Below are 15,895 nucleotides of genomic sequence, written 5' to 3'. Positions count from 1 at the left end.
GCGGCACGATCGCTGGGCAATTCAGTGGTCGGCATCGGCCACGCGCGCCTGCGCGGCAGCAAGACTCGCGCCGCCGAGCGGCGTATCGGCGTCGGGCGCCGCGGCATCGCGTGCGCGCGCGGGCGTGCGCGCGGCGGAATCGGCACTCGCGGAGGGCTTGTCGGCCGACGAGGGCGCCGGATCGGTTGCCTGGCCGGCCGGCTTGTCGGCTGCGCGCGGCGCGGCCTCGGCGGACTTTTCCGCGGCCTTGTCGGGCCGCTCGGCCGGTTTGTCGGCCACCTTGTCGGTCGCCGGCTTCGCCGCCCGTTCGCCCTTGTCCGCCGCCGGCTCGACGTGCGCGGCCCGGATCGCGGCCATCGGCGCGACGGCCGGCTCAGCGCCCGCCGCTGCAGCCGCCGCGGCGGCCCCCGGCGCCGCGCCGGCCGCCCTGGCCTCGCGCGCCGCCGCACGTTCCTTCCGCTCGGGCGAGCGCAGGTCGAGCGCTTCCTGCACGCCCTTCACGCCCGGCACGATCTCGGGTTCGACATGCTTGGAGCCGCGCGCGTTTTTCGAGCGCTTCGGCTTCGCGGCCAGCATCGGTGCGGCCGCCATCACCTCGTCGAGCGCCTTCTTCGCGGCGGCCTGCTCGGCCGCGCGCCTGCTCGCGCCGGAGCCCGATACCTTCACGTCGAGCTTCGGCACCGTGCACTCGACCTCGAACTGCTGATTGTGCGCCGCACCATGGGTCGCGACGACCGTATAGGTCGGCAGCGCGATCTTGTGCCCCTGCAGGTATTCCTGCAGCAGCGTCTTCGCGTCCTTGCCGAGCGTGCGCGGATCGATGTGGTCGAGAATCGGGATATAGAGCCGCTTGATGACCCCTTGGGCGGCTTCGAAGCCCCCATCGAGGAACACGGCCCCGATGATGGCTTCGAACGCGTCCGCGAGGATCGACGGGCGACGGAACCCGCCGCTGCGCAGTTCGCCCTCGCCCAGCCGCAGGCCGTCCGAGATATTCAGGGCCTGAGCAATTTCGTACAGCGACTGCTGTTTGACGAGGTTGGCGCGTACGCGCGACAGGTCACCTTCGTCCAGCTTGCCGAAACGCTGGAACAAAAGAGCGGCCACCGCGCAATTCAGAACGGAATCGCCGAGAAACTCGAGCCGTTCGTTGTGCGTGGCACTGTGACTGCGATGGGTCAAAGCCTGGCGCAGCAATTCCGCATTGCGAAATTCGTAGCGCAGCCGGCTTTCCAACTGGGATAGGGGCATGTGCAGGAGTATAACGCGGGCGCCGGTCGGGCCGAAACGGCACGGCCGGACCCGAAAAGGCGTGACGAGGCGGTGTTACCGCCGGTTCTTAAAGTAGTTCGGCAATACGCGACGCGGCCCGTGCGTCGCGTATTGCGTGTGAATCGAATGCGATCAGTTGAAGGAACCGATGCGCTTCAGGTCGCTGAAGTTCATCCAGATGAAGAACGCGCGGCCGACGATGTTCTGGTCCGGCACGAAACCCCAGTAGCGGCTGTCCGCGCTGTTGTCGCGGTTGTCGCCCATCATGAAGTAGTGGCCGGGCGGCACCTTGCAGATCACGCCGCGGCTGTTGTACGTGCAGTTGTCTCGATACGGATAGTCGTATGCGCCCATCACGAACGGCGGCACGGCCGGGTTGTTGAGGATCGCGTTCTTCTTGTTGCCGATCGTTTCCTCGAACTGCTTCGCGTAATTCTGGCGCTCGTCGTCGAAGAAATCGGGCAGCGGCGTTTCGGGCACCGGCTGGCCGTTGATCGTGAGCTGCTTGTCCTGGTACGCGACCGTGTCGCCCGGCAGGCCGATCACGCGCTTGATGTAGTCGACCGACTCGTCCTTCGGATAGCGGAACACGACGACGTCGCCGCGCGACAGCGGGCTGCCCTGCGTGATCTTCGTGTTGGTGACCGGCAGGCGCAGCCCGTACTCGAACTTGTTGACGAGGATGAAGTCGCCGACGAGCAGCGTCGGCACCATCGAGCCCGACGGAATCTTGAACGGCTCGACGACGAACGAACGCACGACGAACACGGCCAGGATCACCGGGAAGAAGCTCGCGGTGTACTCGAGCCACCACGGCTGGCGCAGCTTTTCGTCACGCAGCTTCGAACGCGTCTGCGCGGCGTTTTCGTCCGCGAAACGCTTGTCGATGCGCGACTGCTGGCGATCGAACTCCTCGATCGCCGAGTCGGCCGCCTTGCGACGCCGCGGCAGGAACACCAGTTTGTCCAGCACCCACGCTACGCCCGTCACGACGACGAGCACAAAAAGAATCAGCGCAAAATTCATAAAAGGATCAGTCCTGTTATTTGTCTTCGACGCGCAAGATCGCGAGGAACGCCTCCTGCGGGATCTCGACCGAACCCACCTGCTTCATGCGTTTCTTACCTTCTTTCTGCTTCTCGAGCAGCTTCTTCTTTCGCGTGATGTCGCCGCCGTAGCACTTCGCGAGCACGTTCTTGCGCAGCGCCTTGATGTTCTCGCGCGCGACGATGTGCGCGCCGATCGCGGCCTGGATCGCCACGTCGTACATCTGGCGCGGAATGATCTCGCGCATCTTCGCGGCGACTTCGCGGCCGCGGTATTGCGACTGCGACCGGTGCACGATGATCGACAGCGCATCGACCTTGTCGCCGTTGATCAGCATGTCGACCTTCACGACGTCCGACGAACGGTATTCCTTGAACTCGTAGTCCATCGACGCATAGCCGCGCGACACCGACTTCAGGCGATCGAAGAAGTCGAGCACGATCTCGGCCATCGGGATCTCGTACGTGAGCTGCACCTGGCGGCCGTGATACTGCATGTTGATCTGCGAGCCGCGCTTCTGCTCGCACAGCGTGATCACCGAGCCGACGTAATCCTGCGGCATGTACAGGTTCACGGTGACGATCGGTTCGCGGACTTCGGCGATGCGGCCGGGCTCCGGCATCTTCGCCGGGTTCTCGACCATGATCGTCGAGCCGTCGCTCTGCACGACCTCGTAGACGACCGTCGGCGCGGTCGTGATGAGATCCATGTCGAATTCGCGCTCGAGCCGCTCCTGCACGATTTCCATGTGCAGCAGCCCGAGGAAGCCGCAGCGGAAACCGAAGCCGAGCGCCTGCGACACTTCCGGCTCGTACTGCAGCGATGCGTCGTTCAGCTTCAGCTTCTCGAGCGATTCGCGCAGCGCGTCGTACTGGTTCGCCTCGACCGGATACAGCCCCGCGAACACCTGCGGCTTCACTTCCTTGAAGCCCGGCAGCGGCTCGGCAGCGGCCTTGGCCGCGTGCGTGACGGTATCGCCGACCTTCGCGGCCGTCAGTTCCTTGATGCCGGCGATGATGAAGCCCACCTGCCCGGCCGACAGCGACTCGAGATTGCGCGACTTCGGCGTGAACACGCCGACGTGCTCGACCGGATACTGCGCGCCGGTCGCCATCATCTTGATCTTGTCCTTCGGGCGCAGCGTGCCGTTGACGATACGCACGAGCATCACGACGCCGACGTAGTTGTCGAACCACGAATCGATGATCAGCGCCTGCAGCGGCGCGGTCGGATCGCCCTTCGGCGGCGGCACCTTCGCGATCAGCGACTCGAGCACGTCTTCGACGCCGAGGCCGGTCTTCGCGCTGCAGCGCGTCGCGTCGGTCGCGTCGATGCCGATCACGTCCTCGATCTCCTCGATCGCGTTCTCGGGGTTCGCGGCCGGCAGGTCGATCTTGTTCAGCACGGGCACGACCTCGACGCCGAGCTCGATCGCCGTGTAGCAGTTCGCGACCGTCTGCGCCTCGACGCCCTGGCTGGCGTCGACGACCAGCAGCGCGCCTTCGCACGCGGACAGCGAACGGCTGACCTCGTACGAGAAGTCGACGTGCCCCGGCGTGTCGATCAGGTTCAGGTTGTAGACCTTGCCGTCGCGTGCGCGATAGGTCAGCGCGGCTGTTTGCGCCTTGATCGTGATGCCGCGCTCGCGCTCGATGTCCATCGAGTCGAGCACCTGCGCTTCCATTTCACGGTCGGCGAGGCCGCCGCATACCTGGATGATGCGATCCGCGAGTGTCGACTTGCCATGGTCGATGTGGGCGATGATCGAGAAATTGCGAATATGATCCATTCAGTGCCGATCAAGCGAAAAAGGCGCGCTCACGACTGCGGAGCACGCCTTGTAAGTCGGTGAAAAAACGGCTTATTTTAGCCGAAAAGGCTTTTGCCGGGCGGGATTTCGGACGCCCTGCCACGCGGGGCGGGCGCCCGCCGGATCGAACCCCGTGCGAAAACGGCGTCGGCCGGCGGCGGGCCGGATTCAGCGCCGGGCCGCCAGCGCGTCGCGCACCCGCGCGTCGTCGAACCGGTGGCGGCACACTTCCGCGCCGTCCAGCAGCAGCACGGGCACGTCCTCGTCGTAACGCGCGACCAGCGCTGCATCGGTGTCGATGTCGATGTAGTCGACCGCGACACCGAATTCGGCCGCCACCGGCGCCAGTGCGTCGCGCATGTCGTCGCACAGGTGGCACCAGCCGCGGCCGTAGAGCGTGAACATCGACGCGTTACTTCTGGCGCGGCCGCACGGGCACGAACTGCGTGTTGTCGCCACGCCGCACGAGCACCGCGACCGCCTTCTGCGGATCGAGCTGCGCGGTCACGTCGGCGAACTGCTTCGCGCTCGTGATGTCGGTGTCGCCGACACGCAGCACGATGTCGCCGCGCTGCAGGCCCGCCCGGGCGGCCGGGCCGTCGACGCCGTCGATCTGCACGCCGTTCTTCAGCTTCAGCGTCTTCATCTGCTCCGCTGTCAGGTCGCTGACCGTCAGCCCGAGCGAATTGGTCTGGCGCGGCTTCTGCGGCGCGTTCTTGCGCTGCTCGGCCTTCGCCGTCGACTCGGCCGGCGTCTCGGCGATCGTGATCGGCAGATCGCGTGCCTGACCCTTGCGCCATACGCTGACCGTCGCCTTCGTGCCGGGCTTCGTGTCGCCGACCATGCGCGGCAGGTCCGACGCCGCATCGACCGGACGGCCATTGAACTTCAGGATAATGTCGCCCGGCTGGATGCCTGCCTTGTCGGCCGGGCCGCCCGGCTCGACGCTGCTGACGAGCGCGCCTTCGGCCTTCGGCAGCCCGATCGAATCGGCCACGTCCTTCGTCACCTCGCCGATCGCCACCGCTATCCGGCCGCGCGTGACCTTGCCGGTCGCCTTCAGCTGGTCGGCCACGCGCATCGCCTCGTCGATCGGAATCGCGAACGAAATGCCCATGAAGCCGCCGGTGCGGCTGTAGATCTGCGAGTTGATGCCGATCACCTCGCCCTGCATGTTGATCAGCGGGCCGCCCGAGTTGCCAGGGTTCACGGCCACGTCGGTCTGGATGAACGGCAGGTAGTCGCCCGTGTTGCGGCTCTTCGAGCTGACGATGCCGGCCGTGACCGTGTTGTCGAGGCCGAACGGCGAACCGATCGCGACGACCCACTCGCCGACGCGCACCTTGTTCGAATCGCCGATCGCGACGACCGGCAGGTTCGACGCCTGGATCTTGACGACCGCGACGTCCGTGCGGTCGTCGACGCCGATCAGCTTCGCCTTGAATTCGCGCTTGTCGGTCAGCGTCACGTAGATGGTGTCCGCATCGTCGACGACGTGCGCATTGGTCATCACGTAACCGTCGGCCGACACGATGAAGCCCGAGCCGACGCCGCGGTTCTGCTCGGTATCGGGCGGATTGTCCGGCGCCGGCGCGTTCTTCGGGTTGCTGCCGCTGCCGCCACCGTTGCCGGGCGCCTGCGGCAGCGGGATGCCGAAGAAGCGCCGGAAGAATTCCGACATGTCGCCGTTGTCGAAGCCGGGCGGGAGCATGCCGCGCGGGCCGCTCGTCGGCACGTTGGCGGTGGTCCGGATGTTCACGACGGCCGGCCCGACCTTTTCGACCAGATCGGCAAAGTCGGGCAGGCTTGCGGCGGGAGGCGTGACCGCGACCGCGGTTTGCGGGACGAGCGGCAGGCAGGCACACAGCGCCGCCGCCGCGAGCACTTTGCGCAGCGTGAGTTTCGTCATGTCGGAAGCCGTAGCGTTACTTGGAAGCCTTGTATTCTATGGCAGACGCGAACTGCTGCAACGTCGCCGGCGGCACTTCGCCGAGCACGGTGATCCAGTAGTCGCCGCGGCGCTTCACGAGAACGTGCGTCGCCCCGGTGCTGCCCGCGCCTTCCTTGCGCGTATTCTTTTCGGCCGGCTCGATGAAAACCGAGATCGTCGCGAGGCCGTCCGTGAAGACCGCCTGATCGACCGGGATCGGCGGATCGCCGGCATCGCGCGCGGCCATCGGCCGGCGCACTTCACGAATCTTCTGGAAGCCGGCGACGCTCGGCGCGAGCTGCCAGCCCTGCGCTTCCATGTCGACCGTCGCGACCGGCGGGCGCACGACCGTCCAGCCGCTCAGGTTGCGCATGCCGGCTGCGATCGCGGCCTTGTCGCCGCTTGCGCCGCCCGTCTGCAATTGCGAGAACGCGATCTGCTCGAGCACGTGATCGTTCGCGTCGAGCGTCTGCGAACGCAGCAGCAGCCCGGTGCGCGCGTCGGCCCACAGCTTGTACGTGAAACGGTACGCATCCTTCGGCACGAGCTCGACGACCTGCGCGTCGATCCCGGCCACGCGGTCCTTGCCGAGCGACTTCGCATCGTAGACGGACATCACGTGTTCGCCGCTCGCGCCGAGCAGCGCGGGAAACGAGTCGCGCGTCTGACGGCGCTCGACCACGCACAGCTTGCGCTCGGGCACGAACGTGTACAGCTCGTCGTTGTGCCGCAGCAGCTTGCGCGGCTTGCCGTCGAGCGTCTCGATCCGTTCGAACTCGCCGTCGCGGGACGCGACGTGCGCGATGCGCGACGACTGCACGTACCCGCCGCGCTGGTAGACGAACGTACCTTCGTAGCTCTGCTGCTGCGCCGCCTGCTGGACGCGGTCGAGCCAGTCCGCGGCGCCCTTGCGGGTCGCGACGGGATCGTCCGGTTGCTGGGCACTGGCGGGAAGGGATTGAACGGACAACAGGGCGGCTGCGCAAAGCAGGAGGGCCGGCAGCCGCTTCCATCCGGAGATGGCGTGATTCAACTGCAATGTCCGCATCGGGTTTATTGGCCTGGCGTGGTGGTCACGGCAGCGCGGATCAGCGGCATCGAACCCGTGACGACGGGCTGCTGGGCGAATTGCTGGTGCGCTTCAAGGTATTGGTCGAGGCTGGCGTCGCGAATGATGTTGACGTCCTGCAGGCCGGGCTGGGCCGATGCCTGCGCAACCGTCACGCGCTGCAGGTTGCCGCCCTGCTGCGCGCCGACCGAGGCGACCTGGACGGCGCCCGGCGTACCGGCCGTCTGCATTTGCGGGACGACGACCCAGGTCAGCGTGGCCGCCGCGGCGGCCACCGCGAACGCGGGCACGACGCGCCGACGCAGCGACAGCAGCTTGCGCGCGGCCGGCGCGGCCGCCGGAGCCAGCAGGTGCGGCTCGCTTTCGAGCGCGGCCGACATGCGTGCGGTAAACGCGACGCTCAGCGCGGGCGGCAGCGCGAGCTCGTCCGAGCGCAGCGCATCGCCGATCAGGTGGTAATGGGCCCACGCAGCGCGATCCGCGCGGTCGAGCTCAGCCAGAAACTGCCCGTGATCCGGGCCATCGAACATTTCGCCGTCGACCAGCGCGGAAAGGCGCTCGCCGCGCGAGCACGCTTGCGATTGCGTATTGACCGACCCCATGATGCTCCCCATCTTGCACACCCCGTCGTGACTTCACGACTCTATCCGTAACTAGACCCCGACCCGCGTCGTTCCGCCCGTCGCGCTTACCAGCGCTTGCCTTCGGGCGTATCGAGCAGCGGACGCAATTTGGCAGCGATTGCCTCGCGCGCACGGAAGATCCGCGAGCGGACCGTCCCGATCGGACAGCCCATCATTTCCGCGATCTCTTCGTAGCTCAGGCCCTCGATCTCGCGCAGTGTGATTGCCTGGCGCAGTTCTTCGGGCAGCAGAGCCATCGCAGCGTTGACCGTCTCGGCAATCTGCTTGCTCATCAACATCGACTCAGGCGTGTTGATATCCCTTAGTTGGTCTGCGTCCGAGAAAGTTTCCGCTTCCTCCGCATCGGCCTCGGTCGAGGTCGGCGCCCGGCGGCCTTGCGTCGCAAGGTAGTTCTTCGCCGTGTTGACGGCAATTCGGTACAACCACGTATAGAACGCCGATTCGCCGCGGAATTGCGGCAGCGCACGATACGCCTTGATGAACGCGTCCTGGGCCACATCCTCGACCTCGGCGGGATCCCGCACGAGGCGCGAGATCAGCCGGATGATCTTGCGGTGGTATTTGGAGACCAGGAGTTCGAACGCCGCCTTGTCGCCCTTCTGTACGCGCTCGACCAGAGCCTGATCGATTTCTTTTTCACTCACCTGACAAATCCGTTAACTAGGGATGCAACGCGGAGCGTTATTGTAGCGTTCCGGCGCCGGCCGCTGGTTACGGTCGGTAACCGCGCCGCCGTCATGCCTGCCCCGCCGCCCCAGCCGTTCTCGCCAGCACCGATAGCGCGCTGAACGACGCGGCGTCGAGCGCGTCGGCCGGAATCAGCAGCGGCCGCGCGCGCCGGGCGCCCTGCCCGATCGACAGCACCAGCAGCAGGCTGCTCCAGTGCGCATGGCCGGTCACGCGACCGCGGGCCAGCAATCGCCCGGTGCGGCCAAACGCCGCAATCTCCCCGAACGCATCGATCCGCAGCTCGGCCGGCAGCCGGCGGGCGCTGGCCCGCGCCGCCCATACGGCCAGCAGTGCCGCCGTCGCGGCCGACACGCCGGCGCCGGCGACAGCGCCCGCGCGCGGCGCGCAGAACAGGTACGCCGACGCGGCAGCCGATGCGACGAACGCGGCCAGCACGAGATACGACACGGCCGAGGCCCGCAACGCAAAGCGCTGCGGACGCCCGGCCGGAGCATCGAATGGACTCGTCAAGCGATTCGACGTCAGACGCGCTTGAACACCAGCGTGCCGTTGGTCCCGCCGAAGCCGAAGTTGTTCTTCACGGCAACGTCGATCGTCATGTCACGCGCGGTGTTCGCGCAGTAATCGAGATCGCACTCGGGGTCCTGGTTGAAGATGTTGATGGTCGGCGGCGACACGTTGTTGTGCAGTGCCAGCACCGTGAACACCGATTCGAGGCCGCCCGCGCCACCCAGCAGGTGGCCCGTCATCGACTTCGTCGAGTTGACCACCATCTTGTACGCGTGCTCGCCGAAGGCCGCCTTCACCGCGTCGGACTCGTTCTTGTCGCCCAGCGGCGTCGACGTGCCATGCGCGTTCAGGTACTGCACCTCGTCGGCATTCAGGCCGGCGTCGCGCAGCGCCGCGACCATGCAGCGGCGCGGGCCGTCCATGTTCGGCGCGGTCATGTGGTACGCGTCACCCGTCATGCCGAAGCCCACGACTTCCGCGTAGATCTTCGCGCCGCGCGCCTTCGCCGCCTCGTACTCCTCGAGCACCATCACGCCCGAGCCCTCGCCCAGCACGAAGCCGTCGCGGTCCTTGTCCCACGGACGCGACGCGGTGGCCGGATCGTCGTTGCGGGTCGACAGCGCGCGCGCGGCGGCGAACCCGCCGATGCCGAGCGGCGACACCGTCGATTCGGCGCCGCCCGCGACCATCACGTCGGCGTCGCCGGCCTGGATCAGGCGCGCGGCGAGGCCGATGCTGTGCAGGCCGGTCGTGCAGGCCGTGACGGCCGCGAGGTTCGGGCCCTTCAGGCCGAACATGATGCTCAGGTGACCCGAGATCATGTTGATGATCGAGCCCGGCACGAAGAACGGCGAAATCCGGCGCGCGCCACGATCGACGTAGGTCTGGTGCGTGTCTTCGATCATCGGCAGGCCGCCGATGCCGGAACCGACCAGCACGCCGATGCGCTCCGCGTTGGCTTCGGTCACTTCCAGCCCGCTGTCCTTGATGGCCTGGACGCCGGCGGCGATGCCGTAATGGATGAACGTATCCATGTTCCGGGCTTCCTTCGCCGGGATGTACTCCTCGGCGCTGAAGCCCTTCACTTCGCCCGCGAAATGGCAGGCGAGGTTCGACGCATCGAACTTCGTGACGGTGGCGATACCGGACTTGCCGGCGACGAGATTGGCCCAGCCGTCGGCAACATTATTGCCAACAGGCGAAATCAGCCCCAGGCCTGTAACGACAACACGACGGCGGCTCACGGTAACCTCTTTTCCATTATTGGATGACAAAAACAAAAGCCACAGTGGCCACAGGAACCAGCCCTGCGAGCCCTGTGGCTGTTAGTCCGTCCGGCGCGAAGCCGGCAGGATGGCGCGTCAATCGCGAAGATCGCGGCGACGTGGCGGACAAGCGCGAAAGGCGCTTACGCCTTGACGTTTGTGCGAGCGTAGTCGATCGCTTGCTGAACGGTCGTGATCTTCTCTGCTTCTTCGTCCGGGATTTCCATGCCGAACTCGTCTTCGAGAGCCATCACCAGTTCGACCGTGTCGAGCGAGTCCGCGCCCAGGTCGTTCACGAACGAAGCTTCGTTCTTGATCTCGGCTTCCGCGACGCCCAGTTGTTCAGCGACGATCTTCTTGACACGTTGTTCGATGTTGTCCATTACCCCTCCGAGGGAAAGTTCAGATTTACAAGTGCGCGCATTTTATCAGGTTTGCTGACGCCAAAACGCGCGTTGGCTTGATGGTCGATCAAGCGCCGATCCGCCTGAAAAACGGGATACGGCGCGGATGGTAAACGAAAACCGTTACGACATGTACATGCCGCCGTTCACGTGCAGCGTCGTGCCGGTGATGTAACCGGCCTGCGGCGATGCGAGGAACGCGACGGCATGGGCGATGTCCTCCGGGCTGCCGAGGCGGCCGAGCGGAATCTGGGTCTTGAGCGCGGCCTGCTGTTCTTCCGGCAGCGTCTTCGTCATGTCGGTGTCGATGAAGCCCGGCGCCACGCAGTTCACCGTGATGCCGCGGCTGCCGATTTCGCGCGCGAGCGCACGCGTCATGCCCGCGACGCCGGCCTTCGCGGCCGCGTAGTTGACCTGACCCGGATTGCCGGCCGAGCCGACCACCGACGTGATGTTGATGATACGGCCGCCGCGCGCCTTCATCATCGGGCGCAGCACCGCGCGCGACAGGCGGAACACCGACTTCAGATTGGTGTCGATCACCGCGTCCCAGTCCTCGTCCTTCATCCGCATCGCGAGCTGATCCTGCGTGATGCCCGCGTTGTTGACGAGCACGTTCAGCGCGCCGAATTCCTTCACGGTCGCATCGATCAGTGCCTCGGCGGCTGCCGCGTCGTTGACGTTCAGCACCGCGCCGCGGCCCGTGACGCCCGCTTCCGCGAACGCCGCGGTGATCGCGGCGGCGCCCGATTCGCTCGTCGCCGTGCCGATCACCGTCGCGCCCAGGCGCGCGAGTTCGAGCGCGATCGAACGGCCGATGCCGCGCGACGCGCCGGTCACGATCGCAACCTGTTTATCGAGAGTCTTGTCCATGAATCGAATGTCCGTTGCTTGGGAAAAGGCGCCGCGTCAGGCGGTCACGAGCTTGAGCGCTTCGTCGAGCGAAGCCGGATCGAACACCGACGCACCCGTCAGGTTGCCGTCGATGCGCTTCGTCAGGCCGGCCAGCACCTTGCCCGGACCGCATTCGATCACGTGCGTGACGCCCGTGCCGGCGATATGCCGCACGCACTCGACCCAGCGCACCGGGCCCGCGGCCTGGCGCACCAGCGCATCCTTGATCGCGGCCGGATCGCTGACCACGGCAACGTCGATGTTGTTGACGACCGGAATCTGCGGCGCCTTCACGTCGACGTTCGCGAGGTAGTCGCGCAGCTGGTCCGACGCCGGCTTGAGCAGCGACGAATGGAACGGCGCCGACACCGGCAGCGGCAGCGCGCGCTTCGCGCCCTTCGCCTTAGCGATCTCGCATGCCTTTTCGACCGCGGCCTTGCTGCCCGCGATCACGACCTGCGCCGGAGCATTGAAGTTCACCGCTTCGACGACGCCCGCCTCCGCGGCTTCCGCGCATACCGCGCGCACCGTGTCGTCGTCGAGGCCCAGGATCGCGGCCATGCCGCCCTGGCCGACCGGCACGGCCGTCTGCATCGCCTGTGCACGAAAGCGCACGAGCGGCACCGCATCCTTGAACGCAAGTGCGCCGGCCGCGACGAGCGCCGTGTATTCACCGAGGCTGTGGCCGGCGACGATCGACGGCGCCGGGCCGCCTGCCTGCTGCCACGCGCGGTAGCACGCGTACGCCGCGGTCAGCATCACGGGCTGCGTGTTGGTGGTCAGGTTCAGTTCTTCGGCCGGGCCTTCGGCGATCAGCTTGCCGAGATCCTGATTGAGTGCATCGGATGCTTCCTGGAGCGTCTCGCGCACGACGGCCAGATCGGCGAATGCGTTGAGCATGCCGATCGCCTGCGAGCCCTGCCCCGGAAAAACGAATGCAAATTTCATATCGTCCCCAATTGAATCGATTCGGACGGCGCGCACGAACGGCGCGCCGATGGGATCCGCGCGCGGCTTGTCGCGCGCCGCGGATCAGAAGCGGAAGACCGACGCGCCCCAGGTGAAGCCGCCGCCGACGCCTTCGATCAGCACGTGCTGGCCACGCTGGATGCGACCGTCGCGCACCGCGGCGTCGAGCGCCAGCGGGATCGACGCGGCCGACGTATTGCCGTGCTGGTCGACCGTCACGACCATGCGCTCCTGCGGCAGGCCGAGCTTGCGGCAGGTGCTGGTCATGATGCGGATGTTGGCCTGGTGCGGAATCAGCCAGTCGATTTGCTCGGGCGCGAGATTCGCCTTCGCGAGCGCTTCGATCGCGACCTTTTCGAGCACGTTGACCGCGAGCTTGAACACGGCTTGTCCGTCCATGTGCAGGAACGCGCTGCCGTCGATCACGCCGCGGTTGACGTTGCCCGGCGTACACAGGATGTTCGAGTAGCTGCCGTCCGCATGCAGCGCGCTGCCGAGCACGCCCGGCTCTTCCGACGCGGACAGGATCACCGCGCCGGCACCGTCGCCGAACAGCACGCAGGTCGTGCGGTCCTTGAAGTCGAGAATGCGCGAGAACGTCTCCGCGCCGACCACGAGCGCCGTACGATGCTGGCCGCTGCGGATGAAGCTGTCGGCCGTCGCCATCGCGTACGCGAAGCCCGAACACACGGCCTGTACGTCGAATGCCGCGCCGCCGTTCTTGATGCCGAGCTTGTTCTGCAGCAGGCACGCGGTGCTCGGGAACACGAAATCGGGGGTCGAAGTCGCGACGATGATCAGGTCGATCGACTGCGGATCGACACCGGCCGCTTCGATCGCACGACGCGACGCCTCGAGCGCGAGATCGCTCGTCGTGACGTCCGGTGCGGCGAAATGGCGCGCATGGATGCCCGTGCGCGCCACGATCCATTCATCGCTCGTCTCGATGCCTTCCTTCGCAAGACGATCGGTCAACTGCTGGTTCGTGACGCGGTCGGGCGGCAGGTAGCTGCCCGTGCCGAGCACGCGGGAATAGAGAGTCGATTGGGCCATTTATGCTTTAGAGGATTGCGCAGCGGAAGGTTCGGCGTGATGGCCTGCGGCCGGGCTTGCATGGCCCGCGCCGCCCGCGTCGTGTTCGCCGTCGCCGAGCGACACTGAATTATCCGCCATCGCGCGCGCGAGGCGCTCCAGCACCCCGTTTTTGACGGCATCATACCCGCGTTTGATCGCCCACTCAAACGCGTAGGCGTCGGCCGAACCGTGGCTCTTGATCACGAGGCTCTTCAGCCCCAGCAGCGCCGCGCCGTTGTACTGGCGGTGGTCGACGCGCTTCTTGAAGCGCATCAGCACAGGCAGCGCGAGCAGCGCCATCAGCTTCGACATCAGCGAGCGGCCGAACTCCTCGCGGATGATGTCCGACAGCATCTGCGCGAGCCCCTCGGACGTCTTCAGCGCGACGTTGCCGACGAAGCCGTCGCACACGATCACGTCGACGGTGCCCTTGTAGATGTCGTTGCCTTCCACGTTGCCGCGGAAATTGAGCGTGCTGGCACGCAGCAGCTCGCCTGCGCGCTTGATCGTCTCGTTGCCCTTGATGACCTCTTCGCCGATGTTCAGCAGGCCGATCGTCGGGCGCTCCTTGCCTTCGAGCGCGGCCACGAGCGCGTGCCCCATCTCCGCGAACTGCAGCAGGTGCTGCGGTTCGCAGTCGACGTTCGCGCCGAGGTCCAGCATCATCGTGTAGCCGGTCGGGTTCGGCAGCGCGAACGCGATCGCGGGCCGCTCGATGCCGGGCAGCGTCTTGAGTACGTAACGGGAAACGGCCATCAGCGCGCCGGTATTGCCGGCGGAGATGCAGGCCTGCGCCGCGCCGTCCTTGACGTGGTTGAGCGCGACGCGCATCGAAGAATCCTTCTTCTTGCGCAGCGCCACTTCGACAGGATCGTCCATCGCCACGACTTCGGTGGCGGGCACGATGGTCAACGCGGGATCGTCGAGGGCTTTCAGCTTCTTCAGCTGAGCGCGAATCGCGCTTTCGATGCCGACGAGCATCAGGTGCGCATCGGGATGCGCGCGGACGAACTTGACTGCCGCGGGAACGGTCACGGACGGGCCGTGGTCGCCTCCCATGCAATCGATTGTGAGCTTTACGGTCATGGAATGCGACGAATTTCAGGCACAAAAAAGCGGCAGTTGAATGCCGCCTTTTTGTTGAGCCAGGAAAGTGTCAAGCGAACCAGTTGTCACGCGAACGGCGAGCGTAGCGCGCAACGCGTGACTTGACGCTTAGTCGTTCTTCGTCTTGACGACTTTCTTGCCGCGATAGTAGCCGTTCGGGCTGACGTGGTGACGCAGGTGCACTTCACCCGTGCTCGGCTCGACTGCCAGCGGCGCTGCCGTCAGGAAATCGTGCGAACGATGCATGCCGCGCTTCGACGGCGACTTCTTGTTTTGCTGGACTGCCATGACTAACTCCTAAATAATTTTCCGGATTCTAACACAGCCCGATCCGGCGCTTAACTACCCTGGCCCAAAGCCCTTACGCCTTCCCGCGCCACAACTGCTTAGTGTTTCTTGGTGCCGTCACCGTCCTTCTTCAACGCTTCCAGCGCTGCGAACGGATTCGGCCGTTTGCCTTCGTCCCCGGCTTCGTCGGACGCCTCGTCCGTCTCTTCCGTGGGACCGCTCGCGCCCGACACGAGGCTTTCGTGAACTGCCGGGCAAACCTCGTGCTTGGGCACGAGCGGCAACGAAAGCAGCAATTCCTCTTCGATCAAGTCGACGAGATCGAACTGGCGTGAGCCCACGATCACATCGGCTTCATCGTCGTCGAGCGGAAATTCTTCAGCTTCTTCTTCGGTCGCGACGATCCGGTACGTCATGTCGACGTCGAACGTCTGGTCGTACGGCGTCATGCAGCGCTGGCACGTGAGCCACGCATGGCCGTGCACCGCAAGGCGCAGATACGGCTGCTGCCCGTCGGTGCCGTCGTCCTGCAACTCCTTTTGCGTGAACCCTTCCGCCTGCCACGTGAAGACCGTGTCGCGATCTGGCGCGTCCGTCGGCACTTCGTTTAACATGCGCGGCAGTTGCGAGAGGTGCACCGCGCCGGCTGCCTGCCGCCCGCTGCGGGCAAACTCGAACAGGTCGACCGCGTGCGGATCGAGCGCCGCCGCAGGTTTGCCAGAAGAAGTGTTCATGTGCGCTCCTGCCTACAGGCTGACTTGCGGGATCCGGCTTGGCACCGCTCGCGTACGGCTCATCGAAGGATGACGTACTTTACTTCCGAAGACCCGGCAGGCGCCACCACACGAAAGCCTGCCGACGAAAAGCGGGAAAGCATACCTGTTTTACCTTTTGCGGTCAATCACTTAAGCTTGCGTCCGCG

General features: G+C 65.8%; 17 protein-coding genes. All 17 read right to left on the bottom strand.

All coding sequences use genetic code 11. The features are described from left to right. Window positions 1-21: 21 nt before the first annotated feature. The 17 genes from rnc to DFS13_RS07650 all read right to left on the bottom strand — a co-directional run bounded on the left by rnc (window position 22) and on the right by DFS13_RS07650 (window position 15,707). A complete protein-coding gene (gene rnc, locus DFS13_RS07730; protein WP_111441539.1) occupies window positions 22-1,251 on the bottom strand; it encodes a ribonuclease III in 1,230 nt (409 codons plus the stop codon). A gap of 153 nt (window positions 1,252-1,404) precedes the next feature. Beyond that, the gene (lepB, locus tag DFS13_RS07725) at window positions 1,405-2,298 is read right to left on the bottom strand and encodes a signal peptidase I (RefSeq protein ID WP_006490870.1); all 894 of its coding nucleotides are present in this window, start codon (window positions 2,296-2,298) and stop codon (window positions 1,405-1,407) included. A gap of 16 nt (window positions 2,299-2,314) precedes the next feature. Next, the gene (gene lepA, locus DFS13_RS07720) at window positions 2,315-4,108 is read right to left on the bottom strand and encodes a translation elongation factor 4 (RefSeq protein ID WP_006490871.1); all 1,794 of its coding nucleotides are present in this window, start codon (window positions 4,106-4,108) and stop codon (window positions 2,315-2,317) included. 189 nt (window positions 4,109-4,297) lie between these two features. Further along, window positions 4,298-4,534: a glutaredoxin family protein gene (locus DFS13_RS07715; protein WP_006476497.1), complete on the bottom strand. Its 237-nt coding sequence runs from the start codon at window positions 4,532-4,534 to the stop codon at window positions 4,298-4,300. A 7-nt stretch (window positions 4,535-4,541) separates the two neighbouring features. Beyond that, on the bottom strand, window positions 4,542-6,038 hold the full coding sequence (locus DFS13_RS07710) for a DegQ family serine endoprotease (protein WP_034200832.1): 1,497 nt from the start codon (window positions 6,036-6,038) through the stop codon (window positions 4,542-4,544). A 16-nt stretch (window positions 6,039-6,054) separates the two neighbouring features. Continuing rightward, window positions 6,055-7,107 carry a MucB/RseB C-terminal domain-containing protein gene (locus DFS13_RS07705; RefSeq protein ID WP_012492434.1) on the bottom strand — a complete coding sequence of 351 codons (1,053 nt, stop codon included), beginning with the start codon at window positions 7,105-7,107 and terminating at the stop codon, window positions 6,055-6,057. 5 nt (window positions 7,108-7,112) lie between these two features. Beyond that, window positions 7,113-7,730 carry a sigma-E factor negative regulatory protein gene (locus DFS13_RS07700; RefSeq protein ID WP_048986991.1) on the bottom strand — a complete coding sequence of 206 codons (618 nt, stop codon included), beginning with the start codon at window positions 7,728-7,730 and terminating at the stop codon, window positions 7,113-7,115. Between the two features lie 86 nt (window positions 7,731-7,816). Next, on the bottom strand, window positions 7,817-8,416 hold the full coding sequence (gene rpoE / locus DFS13_RS07695; protein WP_006490873.1) for an RNA polymerase sigma factor RpoE: 600 nt from the start codon (window positions 8,414-8,416) through the stop codon (window positions 7,817-7,819). Between the two features lie 91 nt (window positions 8,417-8,507). Then, window positions 8,508-8,972: a hypothetical protein gene (locus DFS13_RS07690; protein WP_077189686.1), complete on the bottom strand. Its 465-nt coding sequence runs from the start codon at window positions 8,970-8,972 to the stop codon at window positions 8,508-8,510. Window positions 8,973-8,983: 11 nt separating this feature from the next. Continuing rightward, window positions 8,984-10,216, bottom strand: a complete 1,233-nt coding sequence (gene fabF / locus DFS13_RS07685; RefSeq protein ID WP_111441538.1) for a beta-ketoacyl-ACP synthase II — start codon at window positions 10,214-10,216, stop codon at window positions 8,984-8,986. A 164-nt stretch (window positions 10,217-10,380) separates the two neighbouring features. Further along, window positions 10,381-10,620 (bottom strand): acyl carrier protein, encoded by a 240-nt coding sequence (acpP, locus tag DFS13_RS07680; protein WP_111441537.1) that lies wholly within the window; start codon window positions 10,618-10,620, stop codon window positions 10,381-10,383. A gap of 144 nt (window positions 10,621-10,764) precedes the next feature. Continuing rightward, the gene (fabG, locus tag DFS13_RS07675) at window positions 10,765-11,514 is read right to left on the bottom strand and encodes a 3-oxoacyl-ACP reductase FabG (protein WP_006476504.1); all 750 of its coding nucleotides are present in this window, start codon (window positions 11,512-11,514) and stop codon (window positions 10,765-10,767) included. Between the two features lie 36 nt (window positions 11,515-11,550). Beyond that, the gene (gene fabD, locus DFS13_RS07670; RefSeq protein ID WP_058902116.1) at window positions 11,551-12,483 is read right to left on the bottom strand and encodes an ACP S-malonyltransferase; all 933 of its coding nucleotides are present in this window, start codon (window positions 12,481-12,483) and stop codon (window positions 11,551-11,553) included. A gap of 84 nt (window positions 12,484-12,567) precedes the next feature. After that, window positions 12,568-13,557, bottom strand: a complete 990-nt coding sequence (locus DFS13_RS07665; RefSeq protein ID WP_006489693.1) for a beta-ketoacyl-ACP synthase III — start codon at window positions 13,555-13,557, stop codon at window positions 12,568-12,570. Then, entirely contained in the window at window positions 13,558-14,664 is a 1,107-nt protein-coding gene (plsX, locus tag DFS13_RS07660; protein ID WP_006489700.1) for a phosphate acyltransferase PlsX, read from the bottom strand. It lies immediately after the preceding gene. A 129-nt stretch (window positions 14,665-14,793) separates the two neighbouring features. Then, window positions 14,794-14,973, bottom strand: a complete 180-nt coding sequence (gene rpmF, locus DFS13_RS07655; RefSeq protein WP_006051932.1) for a 50S ribosomal protein L32 — start codon at window positions 14,971-14,973, stop codon at window positions 14,794-14,796. Between the two features lie 98 nt (window positions 14,974-15,071). Beyond that, on the bottom strand, window positions 15,072-15,707 hold the full coding sequence (locus tag DFS13_RS07650; protein WP_006489698.1) for a DUF177 domain-containing protein: 636 nt from the start codon (window positions 15,705-15,707) through the stop codon (window positions 15,072-15,074). Window positions 15,708-15,895 lie beyond the last annotated feature (188 nt).

This window comes from Burkholderia sp. 28_3 (assembly GCF_003253915.1).
GTDB lineage: Bacteria > Pseudomonadota > Gammaproteobacteria > Burkholderiales > Burkholderiaceae > Burkholderia > Burkholderia cenocepacia.
Note: the sequence above shows the minus strand (reverse complement) of the source record. Positions and strands in the feature narration are given on the sequence as shown.

What these genes read in the sequence shown, in the direction of transcription:
- rnc (WP_111441539.1), bottom strand. Translation starts at nt 1,251, where the DNA reads ATGCCCCTATCCCAGTTGGAAAGCCGGCTGCGCTACGAATTTCGCAAT.
- lepB (WP_006490870.1), bottom strand. Translation starts at nt 2,298, where the DNA reads ATGAATTTTGCGCTGATTCTTTTTGTGCTCGTCGTCGTGACGGGCGTA.
- lepA (WP_006490871.1), bottom strand. Translation starts at nt 4,108, where the DNA reads ATGGATCATATTCGCAATTTCTCGATCATCGCCCACATCGACCATGGC.
- DFS13_RS07715 (WP_006476497.1), bottom strand. Translation starts at nt 4,534, where the DNA reads ATGTTCACGCTCTACGGCCGCGGCTGGTGCCACCTGTGCGACGACATG.
- DFS13_RS07710 (WP_034200832.1), bottom strand. Translation starts at nt 6,038, where the DNA reads ATGACGAAACTCACGCTGCGCAAAGTGCTCGCGGCGGCGGCGCTGTGT.
- DFS13_RS07705 (WP_012492434.1), bottom strand. Translation starts at nt 7,107, where the DNA reads ATGCGGACATTGCAGTTGAATCACGCCATCTCCGGATGGAAGCGGCTG.
- DFS13_RS07700 (WP_048986991.1), bottom strand. Translation starts at nt 7,730, where the DNA reads ATGGGGTCGGTCAATACGCAATCGCAAGCGTGCTCGCGCGGCGAGCGC.
- acpP (WP_111441537.1), bottom strand. Translation starts at nt 10,620, where the DNA reads ATGGACAACATCGAACAACGTGTCAAGAAGATCGTCGCTGAACAACTG.
- fabG (WP_006476504.1), bottom strand. Translation starts at nt 11,514, where the DNA reads ATGGACAAGACTCTCGATAAACAGGTTGCGATCGTGACCGGCGCGTCG.
- fabD (WP_058902116.1), bottom strand. Translation starts at nt 12,483, where the DNA reads ATGAAATTTGCATTCGTTTTTCCGGGGCAGGGCTCGCAGGCGATCGGC.
- DFS13_RS07665 (WP_006489693.1), bottom strand. Translation starts at nt 13,557, where the DNA reads ATGGCCCAATCGACTCTCTATTCCCGCGTGCTCGGCACGGGCAGCTAC.
- plsX (WP_006489700.1), bottom strand. Translation starts at nt 14,664, where the DNA reads ATGACCGTAAAGCTCACAATCGATTGCATGGGAGGCGACCACGGCCCG.
- rpmF (WP_006051932.1), bottom strand. Translation starts at nt 14,973, where the DNA reads ATGGCAGTCCAGCAAAACAAGAAGTCGCCGTCGAAGCGCGGCATGCAT.
- DFS13_RS07650 (WP_006489698.1), bottom strand. Translation starts at nt 15,707, where the DNA reads ATGAACACTTCTTCTGGCAAACCTGCGGCGGCGCTCGATCCGCACGCG.